Consider the following 25,742-nt stretch of genomic DNA (forward strand, 5'->3'; position numbering starts at 1 on the left):
CTTAGGTTTGTACTTATTTTTTCTTGAACCTGATTTGGATTTTTAGGGATTAATTTTTCCTGATATTTCTGTTGAGAAAGAGTATTTTTTTCTTGCTCATCTGTATTATCGGAATTTATAGATACGACTATTGATTCATTTGGAGTTTCTGTTTCTATAGCACTGCTTAGGTTTGTACTTATTTTTTCTTGAACCTGATTTGGATTTTTAGGGATTAATTTTTCCTGATATTTCTGTTGAGAAAGAGTATTTTTTTCTTGCTCATCTGTATTATCGGAATTTATAGATACGACTATTGATTCATTTGGAGTTTCTGTTTCTATAGCACTGCTTAGGTTTGTACTTATTTTTTCTTGAACCTGATTTGGATTTTTAGGGATTAATTTTTCCTGATATTTCTGTTGAGAAAGAGTATTTTTTTCCTGCTCATCTATGTTGTTAGGTTGAGAGGAAGTTAGGTTTGTCGAAGAATCTTTTTTGTCTGGTATTAATGTTCTAGTTAAGTTTTTGAGGGTGAGTTTAATTGCTTCAGATCCTAATACTTTAATTTGAGCTTCGGTTTCAGCGACTGCTTCTTCTAGGGTAGTTTTTAAGTTTCTCAACATAAGACTGTAAACTTCGCTAGTTTGGATTTCGGCTTCGATATTAGTAGGTAGTGATATAGCTGCCACTAGGCTCCGCCTGTCATGTCGGCGACAGCCGAAACGCCAACTATCTCTATCTATTTCTATGGGAATATGTCCGGAAAAACTATGGCTAGATGCAGGTTTTAATTCCATGATTATAGTTTTAGTTTTATTTATACTTAATAGGAGTAATCTAAGTAATTTATTCTGTGAGTTAGTTGTAATTCCGGATTAATAACTATGAATATTTACAGCAGTTTTCACGTTGGTGAGATACAAAGTTTTAGGATTTTAGGGAACAGGGAACACAGATTAAAATGAAACGTTACTTCACTATCCTCAAAAGTGCTTTAATTTTTGTTATTTGTAGAATTTTCTGACTGCTTGAGTTTCTTTTTGTAGAGAAAATTTTTCTTATGAACATATATTATTATAACTTACGCAAATACCATGTATATAGCGTTCAAAACTATAACGTTATAGTTGTTGAACTCTATATATAGTACCTCTGCGTAATACCAATTTGATCAATGTTTGCTACAAATACCTAGGGAATTTTTTAGGAGTCAGGAGACAGGAGTCAGGAGTCGTATGGGAATAGCTTTGATACTATTTCTAAGTTCATAAATCATCTTTTTAGTCAAAAGGACATCCCTATAAAGTATGCACAATCCCTCTTATTATTCGTAATATTCTTTTTTAAAACTGGTATAAGTCATGATTATATAGCAATCTGCCCATAAGTTGCGGGTAATCAAAAAGTAGATAAAAAACCTGAAACTCCCGCCTGTTCAAAGTTAAGTTTTCCCTGTTCCCTTTTCCCTAAATAGCCTTAAGGTTTTTATACACAAATAAAATAGGACTGTTATATTCCCAAAAAAGACTTTAATGACTTTAGAAAAAGGTTATTTATTTTGTGCAGATATCTAATACCAAATTCATGCCTAGATATTTACAGTAAAATGATTACAAAAGTTTTAGTAAATTTGCTGCCGACATAGAGAGTAAAAATCAAATTATCCCTTGGAGAGAAAAAATATGAGACTATACCTATATAGCGTTTCCCAAGCTTATGAGGTACAGTTGTATTTTTGTCTTTTTGTCTTTTTGTTCCTTGTTCCCAGTTAAGTGTTCCCTCAAACCTAAAATTTTGTACCTCACCCTTTTTGAGAATTGCTATAAAACTTTTTTTGAGTCAATCATGGAAAAGTTTTACCGAATAATTAATAATTAATAATTATTCGGTAATAGTTAATAATTAAGAGTTCATAGTCAATTATTCATTCAACAATTCACGCCTTGAAGCCTCCCCTACCATTGTAATTAATAATTTATACGCCATAAAGAACCATGAGATAATCTATTATAAATTATGAATTTTCCACTCTAGATAATTATTAATTATTAATTGTATCGGCTGTCGCCGACATGAAAATTGTTAATTATTTAGTCGAGGGTAATTATTAATTATTAATTGTATTCCTAGGTCATGCTGCGCAAACGGCACCTCGTCACATGAACATTATTAATTGCTGAATCTCAGAAAAATAAATATTATCAATTCTTACTTCCTGACTCGGTCTTCCTATACCTCGCCAATCCGATGTTTCCCCTGCCTGAATCCTGATAAAATATTGCTATAGTGGCTATTTCATGAAATTGGTATAATTCACATTTCGTAAGTCAATGTGTAGAATTAAAAGTAGTACAAAAAAACATCAAATATACAAGTATTTATAATCTGTAAATCATCTTATCTTTAATTAGCCTAAATCAAAATTAGCCTCATCAAAGTAAAATCATCAGGAAAACATTAACTATAAATACTTAACTTATTCCAATAATTGATAACTCGCATTTCCTTCTGACTCCTGACTCCCGACCTTCTATACTACGTTTTGAAGCGCTGAATTTAGGATATAAATTTTTCTTAATATGTTGCGCAATAGTTTTAACTATAATTCTCGCTTAAAGCTTTTTCCTTCTACGACAGCTTTTCTAGAATATTTTTTTCACTAATAGTTTAATCTACTAATTAGCAAGGTAGCGTGCTGCATTCTAATTACTCTTAATGTGATACACACTGGAACTTACTTTTCCAGTGCTAGCCATTGATCGTCCCCTTCTACCATTATTATTTAGGACTACCAAAACTTTTTCTACTACCAACTTAACTACTTGTAAACCCGGTCAAGCAAAAATAGTCCCACTACAATTCCGACAAAATGAGCCACAATTATGTGAGTATTACCCAATACTATAAAAATATCTAGTGTAAATTTTTCTAGTTGTGTAGGGTTGAACGTAAAAGATCCACTAACTAATGATTCCCCCAATAAAATACCTCCAATTGCTTCTGCTCCTAATAAATTTAGGGTCATTCCAACCAAATTAGTAATTAAAGTCCTTTTTACTTGTTGAGTTGTATCTGCCCTACTTGGCCTTAAAGAAGGTGTAGGCGATCGCAATTGCCTTGCCAAACGAGTGTAACGAAATGACAAGAATATGCTGAATCCTAGTACCACAAGACCACAAACTGCAAAGAATAATCCACTTCCTGTACCTGATCCCGTCTTCTGGCCTAAAATACTTACAGCAAAAAGAAAAATAAAGCCTGAAACTGTCCCTAGCACAAGTTGTACCCAAAAGCAAATCCATCCGCCTAATCGGAGGACCTTTGCCACCTGTTCAACTGCGGGTGGTAAGGAAGAAGGGGAGTCTGATGAATTTGACATAATTTCTTTTGCTTGTATATTGTCACTTCTCTAAAATTTTTGCACAAATATAGTTGACGTTCGGTCAACTGCTTTTAGAATATATTTAAGAATTGTAAAGAAACAACTCTATCTAGAAACACTATTAAATTTGAGGCCAATTTATGATGACACAACCACAACCTACTACTACACCTAATTTAGACGAGCCAAAGTTCGGATTCAACCAATATGCAGAACGTCTGAATGGTAGAGCCGCGATGATTGGCTTTGTGTTGACTTTAGCAATTGAATACTTTACTGGAGAAGGTTTACTCTCTTGGTTAGGTCTCAATTAGGATTTAATATCTATCTAGTTATTTGAGATAAATATTATAATAGAGATTGAACCCAGAGTATACCTCAAATATTTTAAAGGATTGTTGTTGGTCAGCTACAGTATTCTGATAAACTCTACCAACAACTTCTATATCACTTGCCAAAATTTCATAATAATGCACAATATTTAGAAAAATCAAGAATTAATTATCTGTAGCAATTAATTCACCTTTACTGTAATGAAAATTTGGGGTAGTTTGAAAACCTTTGTGTTTTAAGCGAGAGATCAAAGAGAACTGAGATGCCTTTAATGAGTTTGGTAGTGCCTCAAGCAAGTGTGGGGAGTGTGGGAAGTGTGGGAAGACGTCCGAAATTAGGAAGTAGGTCCAAAAGTAGGAGGAGGAATAATTGTAGCTGTATATTTATTGTGCAAGTCTGCCATCCGTCCTAACTTTTTAGTCTTAAAGGTTGAAAAATTGGCACTTTTTTCGCTCACAAAATCCGCTTAACATTTATATATCAGTCCTTTTAGATTAGATTGGCCAGCCATACTTACTTATCCCACACTTTGCTGATGCACCACCATGAGTTTGACAATATTAGAAAATTCTAGATATAACTTCCAAGAACTTCAGTGGTTTGAATCCTTATAATTGATATATTGATATTAAGTAGCTGATTTTAATTATCGGTCAAATAGTTATATAAATTTAAAACCCTGAAAAATTCCTAAATCTTAGGAATAAGAGAAAATGTCTAATACCTTGATAAATTGAGAATATTATAGATTAAATTCCTATTCTCTGAGCCACTGCTAGTGAAAACATAGCCAATATTATTTAGGAGCATTATCTTTGATAATTGCATTATATGGATAAAATATTGTTAATGTGAAGATCAGAACTAATCCCATTTAGTTGAAAAATTCATACTTTTGTGAAACCCCAATATAGATTGGTTGTGCCATACATACAATAGTTCATTGGCCAGAGGGTGAGGATATTAAAACAATGTTGAGATAAAATCAAAACTAATGTACGGATTTCAAGTTTCAGATGGAAGTATAGTTAATTAAGTTAACATAACTAAGATTAAGAGACTAAGATTCTTAACTTAATTCCCTTGAGCAGAACAAAATATACTGAAAGTCTAGATGACATTAAATTAAACTTATGATGAACGCTTTATGGCCAAGAATCCTGAAAATAGCTTATCGAAAAGATCCAGTAGTAAGCTTTATAGTCACAGTAGGAGCTGTTGATGCTGTAATTGGTGGTGTTGGTTCAAGTTGGTCTTTATTTGGTCTAGGGATGGGAACAGTAGGAGTGGCAATCATATTGCGTTTCTGCTTCCTAAAGCGTTCTCATTTTGACCAAGCTACTCCTGTTCCAGAATATTATCTGCCTCCCAATTCATCTCGTCCACAACTACCAATTCTCAATAGAAATAAAAAGCATTTTCCATAACTCAGAAATAATTTATCCTCCATGAAAATAGGACAAGTTGCTGCTGTTAGTGGTTTGCCAATTAAGACTATCCGCTACTATGAGGATATGGGTTTACTAAAACCTTCTGTAGAACGTTCTCAATCTGGTTATCGCTTGTTTGAAGAGTCGGTGCTTGGCAGACTGAGTTTTATTAAACGAGCAAAATCTTTAGGTTTGAGCTTAAGGGAAATTTCGGAAATCTTGGTCATTAGAGATCGAGGTGAACTACCCTGTAGAGAGGTTAAGCAAAAATTAGCCAGTAAAGTCCAGGAAATTACTTCTCAGATAGAAGCATTGGAAAACTTAAAAGGAGAGTTACAAGAAATTCTTCAGCATTGGCAAGAGGAGCCATCAACTAATCAGGTAAGAGAGACTGTTTGTCCTAATATACAAGCTCAAAGATATAACAATAGCGAAAATTTGAATACTATTCAGGCAGTCGCCAACCTAGCAAACAAATAAAAAAAAGGAACCATGGTTCCCTTTTTCTTGACTGTCTAATTTTTTTCTAAGTATTTTTTGCTGCTTTTTGATTTGTCTTAACCTTGCAGTTCCCCCTTTGCCTTTAATATTTCTCCCTTGTTGACGGGGAGATTCCCATCTTTTTAGTTTCGCCATATTATTATCCTTGAATATACAATTCTCAAATAAATTACTATGGGCGGAGAGAGACTCGAACTCTCACGACCGAAGTCGCCACATTTTGAGTGTGGTGCGTCTACCAATTTCGCCACCCGCCCTTACTTTTTTTATTGTACACATCTCTTGCTAAACTTTGCAACAGATCCTGATATTTTTTGCTACTTGCCCATCTGTCAATTTCTTTAGCTCTCAATACAGGCAATGGATGACTTAACTGGGCTGTTTGAAGTTCTCTTAAAACTTCACCCAATTCTGTATTACTAAATTCATTGTAAGCTCTTGCCTGGGCTAAAAAAGCATCAACATTAAGTTTTGGTGATATGGTTGGAGAACCACCAGCTAGCTTCATCAAAACTGATGCAACTACTTTAGGATCTTGTGTGGCCAGAAGTGCTGCACGATCACAACTAAATTCGGCACACCTTAACCATTCTAGTATTTGGCTTTGTAAGCTTTGAGCTATTATACCACCCCATGTCGAAATTTGTCCAGCAGCAAGTACAATTAAATTACCTAAGGTGAGATATACTCCATGCTCACATTTGAGATGTCCTAGTTCGTGACCTAATACTGCTTGGATTTCCTCTAAGTTGAGCAACTCTATCAAAGATGTATGAACAACAATAAAAGGTTGCTTCCCTCGCATAGCAAATGTATAAGCATTAGGCACAGGATGTTGACGAACGTATAATTGGGGTGGTTCTAGGTCGAGTGCTTGACAAGCATCTAATAGTGTTTTATGTAAATTTGGCAATTGTGCTTCACTCACTAGAACACTAGATGCAATATTTTCCATATAGAAAAATTGCTCACCTAATGGACCTAGCAACTGTCTAACTAACAAGTCTATACCAGGAAGTTGCTTTAAAGCATTTGTTGCCTCTAAATCTAAGGGATGCCGAAAATGATTGGCTTTTAAACCAATTAGTTGTGTTGTTGTCAAAGCCATATTTGCTTCAGTCTAAGCATATCAATTATATATTAGCACAATCAAATATAAAAATATTTTGCATCTTAGATAGTTAGGGTTTGCTAAAAAAGTATGTATGGTCAGGGTAGGAGTCAGGAGTTAGGAATCAGTAGGGGCGAAACGTGAATCGCCCGTATAGGAGTCAGGAGAAATGGGAATTATAGAGGTGGTAGGAGGAAGAATTGTGCCTTGATTTTTCTGCCCTTGTCTGCTCTAAATACTAACTTTTTGCAGCTCTAGAGACCGAACTTCTTGCACTTTTTTCGACCCAAAAAGGCACTTACCTTTATCTGTCAATGCTTTGATCTTTAAATCAGCAAGCTCTAGTTAATACAAGTCCAGTCATTTCAGTTATCAGTTATTAGTAAGTCTGGCTGAAGAGAGAGCCTGGAGATATTGAAGTTAATTTTTTTTCATCCCCTTAAAAGGTGAGGGTATTGACCTGATTTTTTGGTCAAATATAGACAACCCAACAATTACATTTCAAAAATTTCTTTCATTTTTACTTTGATAAATTAATTATCCAGGTGCAATTTTCTATTCACAGAGATTCCCACTGAGGGTTATATTTGTGAGAAAATTGATTCTAACTTTTTCATGGTCTGCTTTTAATCAACAAAGTGGTTAAAATTCAGTTGATTTTGAAGTTAAATTCATTCAAGTATCCAAAACTAAATTTATGGCTTCTATCTTTATGGTTTGAGGTGAACAAATGTCATTTTTCTTCAGAACTTACCGAATAATTAATAATTAACGAGCTATTAGCTTTACCTTTGTCAAGATACCAAATGGCTTCTATATAAATAATACAAACTTCCTCAAGTACGGCTACAGATAATTCCTCAAGAATAAAATCATATTCTGTAATAGAAGCGATGTATTTTTGACTAAATCCAGCTAATATATTTCTCAAGATTTTTTGTAATAAATCCAACGAATCAAAGACAGGATTTTTCAATAATTTTTTGATCTCTTGCCAAATTTTTTCAATGGGATTAACTTCTGGGCAATAGGGAGGTTGAAATAGTAAAATAAGATTATTAGGAATAGATAAGTTATTCCCTAGATATACACACCCTTTATCTAGGTAAATAATGTGTATTTCATTAGGATAAGTTTGAAAAAAAATTTCTAAAAATTTTTCAAAGCAAGGAGTAAGTATCTGGACAGAATTAATTTAATATTTTGGCGGTGGTAGGCAATAGTCAATAGGTAAGAGTTAAACGCAATATAGCCGATTAGTAAATACACAAATAATTTTTTCTACCTACTTATCTTCTAATACAAAATTAATATGAAGTTGCATAGAATAAAACTTTAATCAGAGTTGACCGTAGATAAATACAGAGAATTTGATAAATTTTATAACTCTGTGCAGCTTCACATAAAAATGGTATAAATTAGGGTTATTTCATTCTCAAAAGTATATTTTTGTGTGTTCACAAAAATGGGTAATTTCAACCTTACTAAATTTGAACTTCTGATGGCTAAAAGGCAGTAAATTCATTGCCCATATCTAGAATGAAATAGCCCTATTTTTTTAGACAGAAGCAGGGGAAATTTCATTTTCTTTAACTTGGTCTACCCTCTGCAATTTTGCTCCTAATTTTTGCAATTTAATTTCTATTTCCTCGTAGCCTCGATTAAGGTGTTGTAGACCCTGAAATGTTGTTTCCCCCTCTGCTGCCAAGGCTGCTAAAATCAAGGCGGCAGACGCTCTCAGGTCAGTCCCAATTACTGGAGCAGCAGATAACTTAGGTACTCCTTGGACAATCGCATGATTTCCTTTGACCCTAATATTAGCACCCATTCTATTTAGTTCCGAAACATGACGCATACGATTCTCAAATACTGTCTCTGTAACAGAACTACTGCCAGAACAGACACTTAGCAAAGCCATAAATGGGGCTTGCATATCTGTAGGAAAACCAGGGTATGGTTGAGTATCAATATCAGTAGATTTCAATATTTCACCAGGTAAAATGCGTAAACTATCAAATTTTTCCTGTATAATTTCTACTCCTACTGACTGAAGTTTAGAAATAACCGCACTCAAATGTTTAGGCACTACTGGTGAAATAGTTATCTCTGAATTAGTAATTGCCCCAGCTATTAAAAATGTACCAGCTTCTATTCTATCAGGAATAATAGTATAATCTACTGAATGTAGCTTTGGTACTCCAGATATTACTATAGTCTTTGTACCTGCACCAAAAATATTAGCACCCATAGCTATACATAGATTAGCCAAGTCTTCTACTTCAGGTTCTTGAGCTGCATTTTCAATGATTGTTTCTCCTTCAGCCAAGGTAGCAGCCATCATTAAAGTTTCAGTCGCCCCAACACTAGGATAGTCAAGATAAATTTTAGCCCCTTGTAACTTTTTTTTACTACCACTGATATAAGCGTTAACCATACCATGTTCAATATGAACTTCTGCTCCTAGAGCTTGTAAACCTCTAACATGAAGGTCAACAGGTCTAGCACCAATAGCACATCCACCTGGTAGTGGGACACGAGCAACTCCCAGTCTAGCCAAAATAGGACCTATAGCAAAAAAGCTGGCACGCAACTTTCTCACTAATTCATAAGGAGCTTCAGGATTATCTAGATTACTCGCATCTATATCTAAAGTATTACCATTTTGTTTTATTTTTGCTCCCAGCGCAGATAAAACTTTTCCCATTGTGTTAATATCTGCTAGACGTGGGATTTGACGTAAACGACAAACCCCTGAAGAAAGTAGTGTTGCTGCCATTGCAGGAAGTGCTGAATTTTTAGCACCACTAATATTAATATTTCCTTGTAAACGAGAAGGACCCCAAATTTTCAGTATTGACTGATTTACAGGGGATAAATTTTGCTTCTCGGTTTCTCCTATTGAATGTAATTGTTGATTGATGGCTCTATCCTCCCTCAATGTCCTAAGTTATTGATTTTAATTTTTGCTTTTGATTGTACTGGAAAGTCAACAAATGTCTAGGGGTTGACAAATTATTTTTCTTAATCTAAGTTGCCAAGAAAATTTAGACAGCTCCGGAAAAATTGTAGGTGTTGCAGTTAGAGACTTAAAAAAAAATATACAATTACTCTCAATTAAATATAAAAACTAGGTAGAACCTATCCCACTAATAATATTTCTGCTGAAAAGCCTAAATATTGTTAAAGATAAAAACGAAAAATCCAGCTTTTCAGGAAAATTTTACTTAAGTAGGGTTTGCTGATTAAATATCAAAGCATTTACAGATAAAGGTTGTAGGCTTTTTAAGTGGTGAAAAAGTACCAGATTTTAGCCTGATCAGGCTAAAAAAGTTAGTATCAAGGTAGGGGCACCCAAGTTAAGAGATAATTTTTCCGAGTAAGTTTTCTATAACTCCTGATTCCTCTTGACTCTGTAAGGACGCCCTTATGCAACGTCCCTACCTACTCCTACTCCCTACTCCCTGCCAAGCGCAAAAAGACTTTTTCAGCAAGCCCTAAGTAAATAAGCATTTTTACAATAGTGGGATAGGTTGTAGAGATGTTGTCTGCAACGTCCGTAGGTCGTAGGGAAATTAGGCAGCGAAACTTTACCAGGTATAGTTCTTTAAATTAGATAATTTATTTTTGGCTATTTCCTTAGAGACTGCTATCTATAGAACCCCTAAGCGTATCTCCAGAAAATAGGTTGGAGGGAAAAGTAATTGATAAAAAATGGGTAATAATTGATTTGATGATTGGATGAGTGGGAGATATCTAATACATCCCATCTCCCCATCTCCCCATCTCCCCATCTCCCCATCTCCCTCCTCTGTTTTTAAATATATCCCTTTAGGGGTTCTATAAGCCATATAGCTAATTGATTTTAAGTTAGAGTAAAGTGGTGAAAAATATAATTCCCTAGTACATAAATGGAGATGATAGATGAAAATAGGTATCCCAAAAGAAATTAAGGATCAAGAGTTCCGTGTAGGACTAACTCCTGCAAGTGTCAGGGTCTGTATTGAAACTGGTCACCAGGTTTTCATAGAAACAGAAGCCGGATTAGGTGCAGGCTTTAGTGATGATGATTATCTTCAAGCAGGGGGAAATATTATATCAGATACTAGAGAAGTTTGGAATTGTGAAATGATAGTTAAGGTTAAGGAACCTTTATCATCAGAGTATGAATTTCTCAAATCAGGACAACTATTATTTACTTATTTACATTTAGCTGCGGATCGGAAGTTAACCGAAAGGTTGATTGAAAGTGGTGTGATGGCGATCGCCTATGAAACGGTAGAACTATCGGACAAAAGATTACCTTTGTTAACTCCTATGAGTATAATAGCTGGACGTTTGTCTGTACAGTTTGGGGCAAGATTTTTAGAAAGGCAACAAGGTGGTAGAGGTGTTCTATTGGGTGGAGTTCCTGGTGTTACTCCTGGCAAGGTTGTAATTTTAGGAGGAGGGGTAGTTGGTACGGAGGCAGCTAAGATTGCTGTTGGGTTGGGCGCAAGAGTACAAATTTTGGATATTAGTTTGGAAAGGTTGGCTTATTTGGAGACTCTATTTGGTTCAAGGGTAGAGTTACTATATAGTAGTTCTTCTGCTATAGAAGCAGCAGTAAGAAATTGTGATTTACTTGTAGGAGCAGTTTTGGTTCCTGGTCGTCGTTCTCCAGTATTAGTTCCTAAAAGTTTAGTAGGACAGATGCGTTCTGGCTCTGTGATTATTGATGTAGCTGTGGATCAAGGTGGTTGTGTGGAAACTCTACATCCTACTTCTCATACAAATCCTACTTATGTGGAATTAGGTGTCGTACATTATGGAGTGCCTAATATGCCTGGGGCAGTTCCCTGGACAGCTACTCAAGCACTAAATAATAGCACTTTGCCTTATGTATTACAATTAGCTAACTATGGTAGTAAAGCTTTAGAAATGAACCCAGCATTGGCTAAGGGATTGAATGTTAAAGACCATGTTTTGGTTCATCCTGCTGTCCAAGAAGTATTTCCCGATCTAAAGTAATCAAAACTATGTTTGAAGACTAGATACTGATGATTTTTTATTAAGAATAAATTTGTACTTAGTAATTGACTGCATACACCATGATAATACCATGTAATAAAACTAATATTACAATTAGTTCAAAACTTGAATTATTAAGTAATTAGTAAGGTTTAGCAATGTTTTTAAAGATTACAGGCATAAAGTTAATATATATCATTCGTAATTTCCCTGCCTCCTGATGTCAAGAATATATAGCAAATATTTTAGTATTTTATATAAATTTATAGTTTCCGAAGACTAGCAAAATGATTATTTCTGAGAATGCTTGATTTATATTGGTCAAAATAACTGGGTCTAAAACTCCGCCTAAATGGCGAAATGTTTTTGGAGGGTTGTCGAAAATCCCCGTTATAAAAACAACTTCTGACTTTTGACTTCGTTAATCATATTCCTAAAGCTGCAGGAACTAGCATAGGCATATCTGTACTAAGAACACTTGAGGTATAACAATATAGCAGTCCTAAATAGGTTGTGGCAAAATTCCATACTGAAAAAGTTTAGGAAAGTCAAATATTTGACCATCTGCAAAAAACTTAAATATCCACTTAACTATTTTAAAAGAACTACAAAGATGATAAAATTGTCTGATGAAATTTTTGGTTTGTAACCAAATATCTTCTACTGGATTTTGTTCCGGGGCATTCGGGGCAAATTTTGTACAATTTATCAACCATTTTTCTTCGGGTTTTTCTTGATTAATTGCTATCAAATATTCTCGAAATTATTAAGAACTATGATAAGTTACTCCATCCCAAAATATTGCCAATCTTTTTCCTGGTCTTTTTTATTGCAAATATTTAACATTCTTCAATAGTATTTTCCGTATTTCCACATCTATATTCTTGAACAATAAATTCTTTGATTTGATCATCTAATGCTCCATAATAAGTCTGTCTTTCCTTTTGATTTTTTATGGGAATTTCTCTTCTTGTGTCTGTTCTTCCCCAAGCATAACTTAAGATGTCGCCCCATAGCAAATGATATTCGTCAATCATAAACACTGCAATGTTTCCAGCTTCTATTTCTGGTTGCCATTTAGCCAACAATTCTTCTATTTCTTTTTTTTTTACTTTCACTAATTTATCATTTTTAGCTAGATTATTTTTTTGAGTTTTTTTCCAAGTTATTTCTGCTTCCTTGAGTAAGCTATAATAACTTTGATTGGACTCAAAAACCACTTTATATTCCTTCTGTAAATAGTTAGAATTGTCTGATCATCTCAGATAATCTTGTTCTCTCAACCAGTCAATTGTTTTCTCTTTTTCTTGTGGCTTTAAGTAACCTTGTTTTCCTTGATATTGAAGCTTTAAACTTTCTACGCCATGAAAAAGTGCTTGGTTTTTCCATTGGCTAATAAAACTATGAGAAACCTTTAATAATTCTTTGACTTCATGGTATGATTTTCCCAACAAAATCATTTTTACCGCCAAGGCTCTTGTTATTTCTTTTGCCTATGCATGTCTGACTGATAAAATCATCTAGTTCATCTATAATATTCATTATTTTATCTTTTTATTGGAGATGTTATTATTACTATTATATCTGTTACAACCTATTTAGGATTGCTATATTGTTCTGGAAGGGAGTAAATATGGTGAAAACTTCAATCTAATTTATTTTTATAAAAAACAATTTTGTTTAAATAAACATTCGTTAGGAATAGAAATAAATAATGTAGTTGGAAAGAAAAAATGGAAGTCATTTTTGACGTTTGCTATCCTAATAAATCCCTATGACAGAAAGGTTTCTATTTATTAGAACGAGAAAAAGTATCGAATTTTTTGGGAAAAGGAATCTTCTATGATTTACATAAAAGAACATTAGCTGATATTCTCAGGTATACTAAATCTCAAATTAAATACTTGGAAATACTTGGGTTCTCAAATTAACAGTCAATATTTCCAAAATACTCTCTGGATTTTGATCTGTTTCTAGCTAGTTGATGTACTTCCAATATTCTGTCAATATTCTGTATAGTTTTCAGCCATTTTCTTGTTCAAATATCTTAAAGTTCCACTAGCTAGTTTAATTGCGCTCTATCTAAGTAAAATTTGTTCTCTTACAAACCACTACAGAAAAACTGAATCAAGCCTTTAGTTTTAGGTATCATCAAAGCTTTATTTTGTCAAATACTGTTTAGACAATTGTTAAGCTTGATTAACTAAAAAAACTATTTATGACTTTTGAAATAGCTATTATGTAGTTGAATTTTACGGTATCAAGGGATTTATAGATGTTTAATTTAGATAAAGTTAGAATTAGCTGCAAGATTATACACTAATGTACACTGTTGTACCAAATCTGTCAAATAACGTAAATAGGTAAAAATAAATGATAATATTCTCAATAAGCTGCTTTTTATTAAGTTATATAACAATTGCAAATATTTAAAATTACAAATATAATCTATATTTCAATCATTTTTACTTATCAAAAAACATAGGAAAATGAAGTTAATTCGGAGTAATTGACAAATTTGAATAGATAAGCAATAATAAAAAATTGTCACTTAGCGGAACTGGCGGAATTGGTAGACGCGCTAGATTCAGGTTCTAGTGTTCGCAAGGACTTCCGGGTTCAAGTCCCGGGTTCCGCATTCTATCTTTAAACTATAGATTGGTATTTGGTATTTAAGTATGCACCTAAACAGATAAACCTAAAAAGACAAAAAGAAATACCTAAATAAAGTTGAGTTGAGGTACTTCAAACTCAAATGAGTTGTAAAAACTGAATGGCTAGGAAAAAGGAAAATATAACAAAATATGAGGGAAAATTGGATAATACCAAATCATATTCTCAAACTTTCTTTTTTCCAATTTACCCTGAAATTATTCTTCCTTTTACCCTCTGTCTTACCTTAATTTTAAGTAGGGTTTTAGACATTGTATATTTGTGAGATGAATGACTGTGGAGAGTGTGGGGAGTGTTGCATAGATTATGGTATAAATTATAGTTTTAGATTAAAGAGGAAGTAAAAGATAGGATTTACCTTTTTTGCCAAGATTCATCCCTTGCTTCAGCAACGCCGAATTTGATCACCAAATTTAGTAGAATATCTCCATAATTTTAATTACATAAGAAGTATCTAAATCGTGTTTTAGTTGTTAAATAGAAATGCTAAATAGAGCTAGCTAAATAAAATTCAAATCATTAGCTACCAAGATAACTTAGTATGATTAAACCTTGCTCGCTGCAAGTTCAGATTTCTTATAATATCACGCACTAAATTAGGGTTTACTGAAAAATTCTTCTGAGTGAGGGTAGGAGTCAGGAGTCGTAGGGGAGCCGTCGGATTGCCGACGTACAGGAGAAATGGGAATTATAGAGGAGGTAGTCGGATATTTTCTCCCTTGATTTTTCCGCCTTTGTCTACTCAAAATCCTCATATTTTGAACTTGAGCAACCGAAAAGCTGGCATTTTTTTCCCTCTAAAAAAGCTAAAGCCTTTATCTGTAAATCCTTTGAGAGTTAATCAGCAAGCCCTAAATAAATTTTTAGAAGATACAGAAGTAACGAAATGGAGTTAACAGAATGATAAAAAATTTTCCTGTTGCCCTTTGCCTGTTTCCTATCCTGATGCCTAATAGTTTTTCAGTAGACCCTAAATAGGAGATTAAATATTAACAGTGCTGACGAGTTTGCAAAATCCTTTGATAAAGGAAATCCGCCAACTTCACCAATCAAAAGGGAGGCGGGAACAGCAATTATTTCTAGTTGAAGGAACTCATCTCTTAGAAGAAGCTTGTAGGAGAGATTATCCTCTTATAACTGTCTGTTATACACCTAAATGGCAAGAAAAACATAAATCTTTGTGTGAATTAGTATCTCAAAAAGCACAAAGGATAGAATTGGTAAGTGCCAGGGTTATTCAATCCCTAGCTACTACAGTTAATCCTGATGGAGTAGTGGCTATAGCACCACAGAGCGAGACAAATTTTCTGAAGATTAAGACCTTGGGAATTGCTCTAGATAAAATACAAGACCCTGGTAATTTGGGAACTATAATTAGGACAGCTACAGCAACAAATATAGATGGCTTATTTGTGAGTAGAGATAGTGTAGACTTGTATCATCCGAAAGTAGTTCGGTCATCAGCCGGGGAATGGTTTAATTTACATAAGGCAATATCTGAAAACCTAAAGACTGAAGTATTACAATTACAAAGTCAAGGTCTGCAAGTTTTAGCGACAGTTCCCAACTCAACTATTAACTATTGGCAAATAGACTTACGAAAACCTACACTAATAGTTATGGGAAATGAAGGTTCTGGTATTTCAAGAGATTTAATTGATTTGGCTGATTATTCTGTCAAGATTCCTTTGAGTAATGGGGTAGAATCTTTAAATGTTGCCATAAGTACAGCTATAATTTTGTATGAGGTTCAGCGTCAACGTCAATCTTAATCAAAGTAGTATCTATTTATTTTTTTATTCAGAGGTAGATGATGGTGGGTGTTTCTTATTTGTCTGAATATATTCATCTATATCAGCGATCGCTTCTTCTAAGTCTGATAAATTAAATTGTTCATCAGGCTCATTTTCTTTGGATTTTTTGTGTATATTTGCAGGTTCTGAATTATTCTCCTCAGTTTGATTTTCTTGGAGAGCCAGATTAAGTTGTTTCTCAAAGTTATCCATAAATGTTTTTGCTGCCCTACTACGAATATCTCTTTTATCCATATCAATTTCTTCCCTCATTGTATTTAAGTTAAGAGTTAAACTGACTACATAAATTCTTGTCGAGAGATTAGTACAAATTGAATATCTTTTATATCTTTTCTTTTATATCTTTATCTTCACCCTTGATATTAGTGTAAGCATTCAGCTTTTGAAAGTAATAACTACTAAAGTTATAAAGTTAGCTGATGACTAATCTCATTCGTATAACTTTTGATTCTCCCTTTCATAACTCATAGCTGATGGCTGTTTCGCTTCGCGACATGAAAAGCGCAGCTCCTCTGTAGGAGGCTAACTGACCCCTGAATGCTTACATATTAGTTAAATTCCCTGAGTGAATAAAGAGTGAATATTGTGGTATATTTTTACTTGGCATAAATTATTTTTTTTAACCTATATTTGATTTTGTTTTTAAGATTAAGATTAAGATATAGACACTCCTATTTGCTCTTCTCAATTTTAGCTGTAACTTTACTCTGATTTACCTAATTCAGTAATAATTATTTATGTTTCTAGTAGGTAGCTATAAAGATTTATCCAACTTGCTCAATTATTTTTACCGAATTATTAATTATTAATTATTAATTATTAAATAATTCTGGTTTGAAGCCTCCCCTTTTAAAGGGAAAAAAGTGCTAGGATATTTCCCTATATTCAATCCTCTCAGTTTTAACCAGAGGTAATTATCAATTAATTATCAATTATCAATTAATTCAAGCTAGTCTTGTATAGTAATAGTGAATGACGATTGAAAAACTGCTTATATTCTTGCTGGAAAAATTACAATACACTACCATCTTTGTGTAGTACAATATTTAAGTAAGTAGACAAAAATATTTGTATATTTATACTCAGCTATATTTTCGGTTTTAAGTTCAATTTTCGCCCATTCCCTATCTCCGCTAAACGTTAAATTAATTTTAGATAAATGATATAGATAATTATCAGAGCAGTATTATTTTGCTACTGAATGTCAAACAGTAACAACAAATTTGCCAGGATTTTTATGAATTATTTAGTTTAGATTTAACTTATGTTCGGCTATATTATATCATAAGCATAATCATTGCGATTAGTTAAAACAAGTATATGAAAGTAATATTATACATCTAGCAACTAGACAGGGATAAAAAGGAGTAAATGCTAATAAAACGGTGGTCAAATGACTGCCGTTCTATTGGTTCCTCGTTTGAGTCTCCCTGATTACAGGATAAAGTTGGCTTAAACAATTCTGAATAGTCAACGTAGCTGAGGCAGGTTTTTCTTAGACAAACAGGACTTATGTATAGATACTACATATAGAGTAAAAAACTATAACGTTATAGTTTTTAAACTCTACATATATGGTCTATTGGTAATTCCTAACCAATTCACTTTAAAGGTGTCACAAATAGTCTCAGACTTGAAATGTCAAATAATTTCCTCAAATTAATGTATAGTTAAGGTTTTGAGTTTATAAAATCTTACTTTTTAACTTTTAACTTTTGACTTTTGACTTTTGACTTCCGTGCAACGCTATTAGTTGGTAAATCAGCCAATATTCTTTCTCTGACTGCTTAGAGAAGTACAAACTCTATAATGGTCATAATCTCAAAAGCGTAGTAAGTTACCTTAGTTAGTGTGGGTTAGCCAGTTAACAGAATTACTCAATTTTAGCGACTATTCAAAAGCTACTACTTATTATTAATCATTAACAAAAGGATCGATTTGTTTTAGTTCTGTTCTGGTGTCCAAGGATAGATTTGTTTTAGTTTTGTTCTGGTGTCCTTTGTTAGTATTGTTAGGATGAACCTTGTCTTATTTACCAGTTTTAATAATTGTGCTCTATTAGTGGTACTTAGACATACATTGTTATAGGATAAAAATGTCTGTTTGTGTAGCACAAGCTAGGAAAAGTAAATCTAGATAAGGGAATTTAGGTCAATGCCCTAAAAATAACTAAAATCAGTGCTTATTAAGTATTTATCCCTTTTTGACGTAAAAATATTTGCCTGTCTATATTTGAATTTGAGGCTGTTTTCTGCTTATCTAGTAAACAGAGCTGTCTCCTAGTATTTAGTCTGGAAAATTTCTTGTAATTTCTTATTAGGCCAAGTTAATTTCCAGGGAAATATGCCAAAGGAGTAAAAAAAATTCCTAATAATCATGTTTACCTACAAAAGTTTGAGTTGAAGATGAGAGCCAGGCGGTTTTAACCCCTGGGTGAAACATGAGCCACGGGATTGATCCCGTAGTACCCTAAACAGTTGTGTAGGGTTGTGTTATCATTAATCCTAACTATGAGCAAATTAACTTTGACACCAAAACTACCTTTTTATCGCCTTAATACTTGTAAAGCAGCAGAGTTTGAGCGCCTAACTTTGCTCAATACTGAAGTAGCTAATACATTGCTAAGTGTTGATAAATCAGTTCGTCGCAAGTATACAAGCAAGGATTTTCATCCTGTTGAAATTGGTTCAATGTGGATTAATCAAACTATTAGGAATACTTGTGCTCAAACCAAGGTGAAAAAGTTTAAACGCTTACCCATAGAAATAAATAACCAAGGATATAGTGTTAGTCATCAAGGTGATTTATTTACTATTTCTCTAAGTTTATATCGAGGTCAGAGAAAACGGATACCTCTAACAGTTCATTCAGCTTCACATCAAGAAACTTTAGATAAGATTATTAATAAAGAGGCTTTTAATGGTTCTCTCAAAATATCAAAATCTAGAAAAGGTATTTGGTACCCACTAATTTCGGTATCTATGGATGTTCCGGAGCCTGGATTAGTTAATGGTTGGATAGGAGTTGATAGAGGACAAAATAATATAGCAGTGGCAGCATTACCATTAAGTTTTGGCAAGTTTTGGAGCGGTAAACAAGTAAAAAGCTTAAGACGTAAATTTCAAAAATTACGCTCCTTACTTCAAGAGTCGAAAAAGCTCAAGAAAGTTAAAGAAATAGAAAGACATGAGCATAGAATTATGACTCATATAAATCATGTCATTTCAAAGCAATTAGTACAATTTGCCAAAGACTACAACATGAGTTTACGGTTTGAGGATTTGTCAGGTATTAGACAAACTTCACTTCAACGTAGAAAAAATAAGTCAGATGCTAGCAAAAACCGAGACCACTGGGCATTTTATCAGTTAGAGTTATTTAGTAGGTACAAAGCTATATTTGCAGGTGTACCAGTAGAGTCTGTACCAGCACCATACACTAGCAAATCAGACCACCGTAACGGTGTAATAGGTAAGAGAGTTAAACATACTTTTACAGGTGTTGATGGTTACACTTGCAATGCTGATTGGAATGCTTCTCGCGCACATTGGTCAATGGCTTGGTTTTTCATGTCCAATGAATCTTCATAAAGCTGTATCTGTAATGGGTATAGATGATTCAGAGGTAGGGGTCAATGACAGTCCCTCAACTGATGAGAAGTTTAAGCAGGTGGATTCATCCCCTGCTTAAACAACATGAGCGAATCCACGCGGTTTTAACCCGTGGAGTGTCAAATCCGGAAGAACCCTTGCTCTATATATAGTTTTTGCAAACATACCCAAAAGTTTTAAAAAACAGAGATGACTCAAGAATTTGATTACGACTTAATAATTATCGGTGCTGGTGTCGGTGGACATGGAGCAGCATTACACGCTACGAGCTGTGGTCTTAAAACAGCTATTGTAGAAGCAGCAGAAATGGGTGGGACTTGTGTTAACCGAGGTTGTATACCATCTAAGGCTCTCCTAGCAGCATCTGGTAAAGTTAGAGATTTACAGAATACTCACCATTTAAAAACTCTGGGCATTCAATTAGATAATGTTGCTTATGATAGACAAGTAATTTCTGCTCATGCAAGTAACATTGTTACCAAAATAAGAGGTGACATGACCAATAGCCTCAAACGTTTAGGTGTAGATATAATTACAGGGTGGGGTCAAGTAGCAGGTAACCAAAAAGTTACGGTTAAGACGGAAAAGGGAGAAGAAAACTTTACTGCCAAAGATATTATACTTGCTCCTGGGTCAGTACCTTTTGTTCCTCCTGGTATAGAAATAGATGGTAAGACGGTCTTTACGAGTGATGATGCTCTTAAACTAGATTGGTTACCACCTTGGGTGGCAATTATTGGTAGTGGTTATATCGGACTAGAATTTTCTGATATTTACACTGCTCTTGGGTGTGAAATTACAATGATTGAGGCTTTAGATAGGTTAATGCCTACTTTCGATCCAGATATAGCTAAGATTGCACAAAGAGTTTTAATTCAGTCAAGAGATATTGAGACTAAAGTTGGCAAGTTGGCTATGAAGGTGGTTCCAGGGTCTCCGGTAATTATTGAACTTGCTGATGCTAAGACCAAAGAAATAGAAGAGGTTCTGGAAGTAGATGCTTGTCTAGTTGCCACAGGTCGCATTCCCTATACAAAAGATTTGGGACTGGATTCTGTAGGAGTAGAAACTGACCGTAGGGGGTTTATTCCAGTAAATAGCAAAATGGCAGTTTTGTCAAGTGGTGAACCAGTACCTAATTTATGGTCAATTGGTGATGCGACAGGAAAAATGATGTTAGCCCATACAGCATCTGCCCAAGGAATAACAGTGGTAGAAAATATATGTGGTCGTTATCGGGAAGTAGATTATCTTAGTATCCCAGCGGCGGCTTTTACTCATCCAGAAATTAGCTATGTGGGTATGACAGAACTAGCAGCTAAAGATTTAGGCCAAGAACAGGGGTTTGAAGTTGCAAGTGTCAGAACTTATTTTAAGGGTAATTCCAAAGCGATCGCTGAAGGTGAAACAGATGGTGTGGCTAAAGTAATTTATCGTAAAGATACGGGAGAATTATTAGGAGTACATATTATTGGTCTTCATGCTTCTGACTTAATTCAAGAAGCAGCAAATGCTATAGCTAAAAAGCAGTCTGTTAATGAGTTATCTTTTAATGTACATACTCATCCTACTTTGTCAGAAGTTTTGGATGAAGCATTTAAACGAGCAACTGTTCACTAGATAATGGATAATTGATAATGGATAATTGATAATTAAGACCTAGAAATTTCAAACCTCTCGTTACCAATCGATAATTGATAATTAGAGATAGTTTTCATTATCCATTATTCATTATCAATTAATAAGATTTCCGTAGTTGTTTCAATACAATGATTTTAAGAAATTGATAATTGATAGTCTGATATCAAGAAAGATAATTCATTAATTAATAATTGATAATGGATAATTGATAATTACCTCTGGTTAAAACCGTTACGGAATTGAATATCAGGAAATATTATTTCTTTTTCTGACTTTAAAAGGGGAGGCTTTAAACCATAATTAATTATTAATTATTAATAATTCGGTAAATTAATAATTCGGTAAATAATCAAGATTAATAATTTTTTTGGGAATTATGAATTATCACTCCTAGTCTTAACAAAAAAAAATCAGCAAACTCTAAATATGTATTAATTTTGAGAAAATTGGTGGGTTGAATAATTTCAAATTGCCAGTTATTGAAAAAGCTGAAAGTTATCAAGTAAAAATTATTGAAACCTAGGTAATTTATCTGAAGTTTCTGTACTCAGACTTAAATGCTCAAAATCTTATGTAAGGGATAGTTTGACCTGAGGAAAAATGAGTAAATAATCAGAGATTATAATTTTTGAGTTATACTTTGAAAAAAATACTTTTTCAGGCAAGTCTAAATATGTATTAATTTTGAGAAAATTGGTGGGTTGAATAATTTCAAATTGCCAGTTATTGAAAAAGCTGAAAGTTATCAAGTAAAAATTATTGAAACCTAGGTAATTTATCTGAAGTTTCTGTACTCAGACTTAAATGCTCAAAATCTTATGTAAGGGATAGTTTGACCTGAGGAAAAATGAGTAAATAATCAGAGATTATAATTTTTGAGTTATACTTTGAAAAAAATACTTTTTCAGGCAAGTCTAAATATGTATTAATTTGGAAGTTTCTGTACTCAGACTTAAATGCTCAAAATCTTATGTAAGGGATAGTTTGACCTGAGGAAAAATGAGTAAATAATCAGAGATTATAATTTTTGAGTTATACTTTGAAAAAAATACTTTTTCAGGCAAGTCTAAATATGTATAGCAATCCTAAATAGGTTTTGACAAATTAAAAAGTTGAAACTCCCACCTTTGAGCTGTTCCCAGTTAAGTGTTTTCTAAAAAGCAGTAAGATTTTTGGCACGAATAAAATAGGATTGCTATATTATATTTTGAGGAAATTGCTAGGTTGAATAATTTCAACATTGCCAAATATTGGAAAAGCTGAAGAGCATCAAGTAAACATTATAAAAAGTTAGGAATTTATCTGAAATAAATGCAAATTCGTCGCCGTCAGCCAAACCCTGCTGTAGAAATGGGTAATTTACGCTATGAAGTTTCTGTACCAGAATCAAAGGCTCAAAATATTCTCGAAGAAATAGTTTGGTATAAAGAAAAAGAGGTAGATTATTGGCGAGACAAAAAACCTTTAATTGAGTTAAGAAAGAAAATTAACTTAATGCCTCCTCCTTTAGATTTTCTGACTAAATTATCAATAGGCAAAACTCAACCTGCTGTAATAGCTGAAGTCAAAAAAGCTTCTCCTAGTAAAGGAGTAATTAGAGAAGATTTTGAACCAGTTACTATTGCTAAGTCATATCGGGAAAATGGTGCAACTTGTATTTCAGTTTTAACAGATAAAAAGTTCTTTCAAGGTGGTTTTGAAAATTTGGCAAATATTAGGGCAAATGTTGATTTACCACTCCTTTGCAAGGACTTCCTAATTTATCCATATCAAATCTACTTTGCTCGTTTACACGGAGCTGATGCTGTACTATTAATAGCAGCAATTTTATCAGACCAAGACTTAAAGTATTTTATCAAAATAGTTAATTCTTTAGGGATGACAGCTTTAGTTGAGGTTCATACTCTGAAAGAATTAGATCGGGTATTAGTAATAGAAGGAGTTAAGTTAGTTGGTATAAATAATCGAAATTTAGCAGATTTTTCCGTAGATTTACAAACAACTTGCCAACTGATGGAAGCTAGAAATAAAGAGTTAGAAAAACTTGGTATATTAGTTGTAAGTGAATCAGGAATACATACATCTGAAGATATTAATGTTGTTAGAAATGCTGGTGTGAATGCTGTTTTAATAGGTGAATCTCTAATCAAAAAAACAGATCCAGGTACAGCATTGTTAGAGCTATTTACTGAAAAGCAAGGTTAAGAGTAATGTATCATTTTGAATGAGGAAAATAGTTTATATGCTGGCTATTTACCGAATAATTAATAATTAATAGTTAATAATTAATAATTAATAGTTGATAGTCAATTAATTATTAATTCAACAATTCACGCCTTGAAGCCTCCTATTGGATAGGGAATAATAAATAAAAAAAATTCCTTTTAGTCAATCCTATCCGTTTTAATAAGGGGTAATTATTAATTGTTAATTGTTCGCAAGTTAATTGCTGAACTCTAAAGCTAAATTAAAGTCTAATTGGGAAAAACGAAGCAATATAAATACCATTTATATCAATTTGATAAATCTTTGCTACCAATAGTTAGACTATTTATAAGAGTCAGGAGTCAGAATAAATAGTTATAAATATGATTTTTTGGGATAAATATATCCTTTTAAGCTGTTAGGCATTTAAACCACTTATGTGTTATATGCCTAGTTAAGAAAAAAACCCTTATTAATTTTTACTTTTGAATGCATGACTTTTGACTTACTAATACGCATTTAAAATGCGTATTAGCTTAGTCAAAGCCACATCAGTACCCAAAGTATTGTAACTATTCTTATTATTCGTAAAATTATTTTTTCAAATTAGTATTAGATAAATTTTTCCTACAAATAATAAATAAGATTAAGTATTCAGCTATAAGTAATTAGTTTCAGATTTTACAGACATTATCTTATACCAATTCCCATGCATTAACGCTATACTTGGATAAAACTTCAGTTATTAAGTAATTAAACTAAGATAATTACTTTTTTGTTAGAAAAGACCAATTTTAGCATTAATTATTCTTGTTTGTACGGACGTTGCACCGGCAAAAATGCGTTTTCCGTCCCGGAATGCTCCGCTTTGCGTCAGCAAAACGTCCCTATCTCCCCTACTCCCCTACTTCAATCAAATGTAGAAAAGTTTTTGAGAAATGGTATTACTTAGGGCTTACCTAGACTATTTCTAAAATTCTTTCTTTAAATTGTTATATAAATAGGTGGGTTGAATTATCCATAAAATAGTGAAGAAGATTCAAAACAGTAAAAATTTCTTAAAAAGTCATTTCTGACTTCATTTTCTGATTTTTCTTTTTAACCTTTATTTATGCCCACCTACTTAGCATTTATCAAGTAGGTGCTATTTCCGTAGGAAATCTTTTTGTCAGTAAAATCTACCCTGTATTAAGGCTTAATTTTTAATTTTATAGATACCCTCTCAAACAAACGAATTTTGTAACTCATTCTTTATAGGAATTGCTATAATAAAAGTCCCTAATAGATATTTTATGATGGAACCAATACCACTCCCCTCTCGTATTCATTATGAACTGCTACTTCAGTTATTAGAAAAAAAGACTATTTTGGCAGTAGATTATCAGACAAGAGAGTATCAAAAAGTTCAAGAACTTATTGTGACAGTTAGAAAAGCTTTAGCACTGCAAAAACAGTTAGAATAAAATTGCAAACAAGCAAATTTATCAATAGAATATCACTGGTCTCTCAATGAAGCTGAAAAATATTAACGGATATATAGCAACCATATTTCAGTAGTAAGATTTGAGTGCTAATTAGGAGTCAGAAGATAAAACGATTGTGATTGATATTAAATGTTCTTAAATATCTCATAAATCCTTCCTGATTGCTATAGCAATATTAGGCATTGGTAAAGAACATATATGATGCCTGAAATTAGAGATAGGGAGTAGGAAGAAGTTGTAATAAAATGCCTAGGAAATAATGTAGGGTAAGGGGTGAATATTTATTATTCGTACAATTATTATGCAAAACCCTATATTAAATTTGACTGAATTTAGTAATACTAAAATTGAAATCGAAGGGTTTTAAAATATGAATCCCAAGTTAAGTGACTTATGACTATACGAACTAGGATTTGCTGAAAAAAATTTTGATTCCTAAAACAGCAGGATTTTCTTAAGTGTTCATACTTGATTCAAAGACTTAACTAGAGTAAAAAAATTAGCTAAAAATTACTGAACTAAATTAATAATTTAAAATCAAATAACTATTCGAGAATTAATAAAAAAA

16 protein-coding genes, 2 tRNA genes and 1 pseudogene are annotated in these 25,742 nt (G+C 33.2%); 10 read left to right on the forward strand and 9 right to left on the reverse strand.

What is annotated here, in order from left to right:
* Nucleotides 1-779, reverse strand: a 779-nt coding sequence (locus ACP6PK_RS13495; RefSeq protein ID WP_426560048.1) for a hypothetical protein, incomplete at its 3' end; no start/stop codon positions are given.
* A 2,021-nt stretch (nt 780-2,800) separates the two neighbouring features.
* On the reverse strand, nt 2,801-3,361 hold the full coding sequence (locus ACP6PK_RS13500) for a DUF3611 family protein (RefSeq protein ID WP_426560049.1): 561 nt from the start codon (nt 3,359-3,361) through the stop codon (nt 2,801-2,803).
* Between the two features lie 146 nt (nt 3,362-3,507).
* Between ACP6PK_RS13500 and ACP6PK_RS13505 the strand changes: the two genes are divergently transcribed.
* The 3 genes from ACP6PK_RS13505 to ACP6PK_RS13515 all read left to right on the forward strand — a co-directional run bounded on the left by ACP6PK_RS13505 (nt 3,508) and on the right by ACP6PK_RS13515 (nt 5,607).
* Complete coding sequence (locus ACP6PK_RS13505; RefSeq protein ID WP_293097099.1) at nt 3,508-3,678, forward strand: chlorophyll a/b-binding protein; 171 nt, start codon at nt 3,508-3,510, stop codon at nt 3,676-3,678.
* Between the two features lie 1,155 nt (nt 3,679-4,833).
* On the forward strand, nt 4,834-5,124 hold the full coding sequence (locus tag ACP6PK_RS13510; RefSeq protein WP_094677364.1) for a hypothetical protein: 291 nt from the start codon (nt 4,834-4,836) through the stop codon (nt 5,122-5,124).
* 21 nt (nt 5,125-5,145) lie between these two features.
* Nucleotides 5,146-5,607, forward strand: a complete 462-nt coding sequence (locus tag ACP6PK_RS13515; RefSeq protein WP_426560050.1) for a heavy metal-responsive transcriptional regulator — start codon at nt 5,146-5,148, stop codon at nt 5,605-5,607.
* On the opposite strand, the gene ACP6PK_RS13520 is transcribed toward ACP6PK_RS13515, so the two are convergent.
* From ACP6PK_RS13520 to murA, 5 genes are all read right to left on the reverse strand, one after another.
* Entirely contained in the window at nt 5,593-5,763 is a 171-nt protein-coding gene (locus ACP6PK_RS13520) for a hypothetical protein (RefSeq protein ID WP_426560051.1), read from the reverse strand. The two genes, ACP6PK_RS13515 and ACP6PK_RS13520, sit on opposite strands and share 15 nt — an antisense overlap.
* 40 nt (nt 5,764-5,803) lie before the next feature.
* A tRNA-Leu gene (locus ACP6PK_RS13525) sits at nt 5,804-5,885 on the reverse strand.
* Nucleotides 5,864-6,736, reverse strand: a complete 873-nt coding sequence (locus ACP6PK_RS13530; protein WP_094677360.1) for a M48 family metallopeptidase — start codon at nt 6,734-6,736, stop codon at nt 5,864-5,866. Before ACP6PK_RS13530 ends, ACP6PK_RS13525 begins: the two co-directional genes overlap by 22 nt.
* Before the next feature lie 736 nt (nt 6,737-7,472).
* Entirely contained in the window at nt 7,473-7,934 is a 462-nt protein-coding gene (locus ACP6PK_RS13535; RefSeq protein WP_426560067.1) for a transposase, read from the reverse strand.
* Nucleotides 7,935-8,297: 363 nt separating this feature from the next.
* Nucleotides 8,298-9,677, reverse strand: coding sequence for a UDP-N-acetylglucosamine 1-carboxyvinyltransferase (gene murA, locus ACP6PK_RS13540; protein WP_426560052.1), 1,380 nt, complete (start codon nt 9,675-9,677; stop codon nt 8,298-8,300).
* A gap of 983 nt (nt 9,678-10,660) precedes the next feature.
* On the opposite strand from murA, the gene ald reads away from it, so the two are divergent.
* Nucleotides 10,661-11,746, forward strand: a complete 1,086-nt coding sequence (gene ald / locus ACP6PK_RS13545) for an alanine dehydrogenase (protein ID WP_426560053.1) — start codon at nt 10,661-10,663, stop codon at nt 11,744-11,746.
* 502 nt (nt 11,747-12,248) lie between these two features.
* Here ald and ACP6PK_RS13550 read toward each other — a convergent pair.
* Nucleotides 12,249-13,328 (reverse strand): annotated as a pseudogene (locus ACP6PK_RS13550) (IS630 family transposase).
* A gap of 972 nt (nt 13,329-14,300) precedes the next feature.
* Between ACP6PK_RS13550 and ACP6PK_RS13555 the strand changes: the two are divergent.
* Both ACP6PK_RS13555 and ACP6PK_RS13560 read left to right on the forward strand, forming a co-directional pair.
* Nucleotides 14,301-14,384, forward strand: a tRNA-Leu gene (locus ACP6PK_RS13555).
* Between the two features lie 1,030 nt (nt 14,385-15,414).
* On the forward strand, nt 15,415-16,191 hold the full coding sequence (locus ACP6PK_RS13560) for a TrmH family RNA methyltransferase (RefSeq protein ID WP_426560054.1): 777 nt from the start codon (nt 15,415-15,417) through the stop codon (nt 16,189-16,191).
* A gap of 24 nt (nt 16,192-16,215) precedes the next feature.
* On the opposite strand, the gene ACP6PK_RS13565 is transcribed toward ACP6PK_RS13560, so the two are convergent.
* Complete coding sequence (locus ACP6PK_RS13565; protein ID WP_094671538.1) at nt 16,216-16,485, reverse strand: hypothetical protein; 270 nt, start codon at nt 16,483-16,485, stop codon at nt 16,216-16,218.
* A 2,258-nt stretch (nt 16,486-18,743) separates the two neighbouring features.
* Between ACP6PK_RS13565 and ACP6PK_RS13570 the strand changes: the two genes are divergently transcribed.
* The 4 genes from ACP6PK_RS13570 (at nt 18,744) to ACP6PK_RS13585 (ending at nt 25,153) form a co-directional block, all read left to right on the forward strand.
* Entirely contained in the window at nt 18,744-19,823 is a 1,080-nt protein-coding gene (locus tag ACP6PK_RS13570) for an RNA-guided endonuclease TnpB family protein (protein WP_426560055.1), read from the forward strand.
* A 210-nt stretch (nt 19,824-20,033) separates the two neighbouring features.
* The gene (lpdA, locus tag ACP6PK_RS13575) at nt 20,034-21,464 is read left to right on the forward strand and encodes a dihydrolipoyl dehydrogenase (RefSeq protein WP_426560056.1); all 1,431 of its coding nucleotides are present in this window, start codon (nt 20,034-20,036) and stop codon (nt 21,462-21,464) included.
* Between the two features lie 1,332 nt (nt 21,465-22,796).
* Nucleotides 22,797-23,690, forward strand: coding sequence for an indole-3-glycerol phosphate synthase TrpC (gene trpC / locus ACP6PK_RS13580; protein WP_426560057.1), 894 nt, complete (start codon nt 22,797-22,799; stop codon nt 23,688-23,690).
* A gap of 1,292 nt (nt 23,691-24,982) precedes the next feature.
* Nucleotides 24,983-25,153 carry a DUF5340 family protein gene (locus tag ACP6PK_RS13585; RefSeq protein ID WP_426560058.1) on the forward strand — a complete coding sequence of 57 codons (171 nt, stop codon included), beginning with the start codon at nt 24,983-24,985 and terminating at the stop codon, nt 25,151-25,153.
* Nucleotides 25,154-25,742: the final 589 nt, after the last annotated feature.

It is taken from the genome of Dapis hubbardiae BLCC-M172 (assembly GCF_050016015.1).
Taxonomy (GTDB): domain Bacteria; phylum Cyanobacteriota; class Cyanobacteriia; order Cyanobacteriales; family Microcoleaceae; genus Trichodesmium.

Bases quoted from the DNA above. Each gene is read 5' to 3' on its own strand.
- ACP6PK_RS13515 (WP_426560050.1), top strand. From the start codon at position 5,146: ATGAAAATAGGACAAGTTGCTGCTGTTAGTGGTTTGCCAATTAAGACT.
- ACP6PK_RS13585 (WP_426560058.1), top strand. From the start codon at position 24,983: ATGATGGAACCAATACCACTCCCCTCTCGTATTCATTATGAACTGCTA.
- ald (WP_426560053.1), top strand. From the start codon at position 10,661: ATGAAAATAGGTATCCCAAAAGAAATTAAGGATCAAGAGTTCCGTGTA.
- ACP6PK_RS13565 (WP_094671538.1), bottom strand. From the start codon at position 16,485: ATGAGGGAAGAAATTGATATGGATAAAAGAGATATTCGTAGTAGGGCA.
- ACP6PK_RS13510 (WP_094677364.1), top strand. From the start codon at position 4,834: ATGAACGCTTTATGGCCAAGAATCCTGAAAATAGCTTATCGAAAAGAT.
- ACP6PK_RS13505 (WP_293097099.1), top strand. From the start codon at position 3,508: ATGACACAACCACAACCTACTACTACACCTAATTTAGACGAGCCAAAG.
- trpC (WP_426560057.1), top strand. From the start codon at position 22,797: ATGCAAATTCGTCGCCGTCAGCCAAACCCTGCTGTAGAAATGGGTAAT.
- ACP6PK_RS13530 (WP_094677360.1), bottom strand. From the start codon at position 6,736: ATGGCTTTGACAACAACACAACTAATTGGTTTAAAAGCCAATCATTTT.
- ACP6PK_RS13520 (WP_426560051.1), bottom strand. From the start codon at position 5,763: ATGGCGAAACTAAAAAGATGGGAATCTCCCCGTCAACAAGGGAGAAAT.
- ACP6PK_RS13570 (WP_426560055.1), top strand. From the start codon at position 18,744: ATGAGCAAATTAACTTTGACACCAAAACTACCTTTTTATCGCCTTAAT.
- ACP6PK_RS13500 (WP_426560049.1), bottom strand. From the start codon at position 3,361: ATGTCAAATTCATCAGACTCCCCTTCTTCCTTACCACCCGCAGTTGAA.
- lpdA (WP_426560056.1), top strand. From the start codon at position 20,034: ATGACTCAAGAATTTGATTACGACTTAATAATTATCGGTGCTGGTGTC.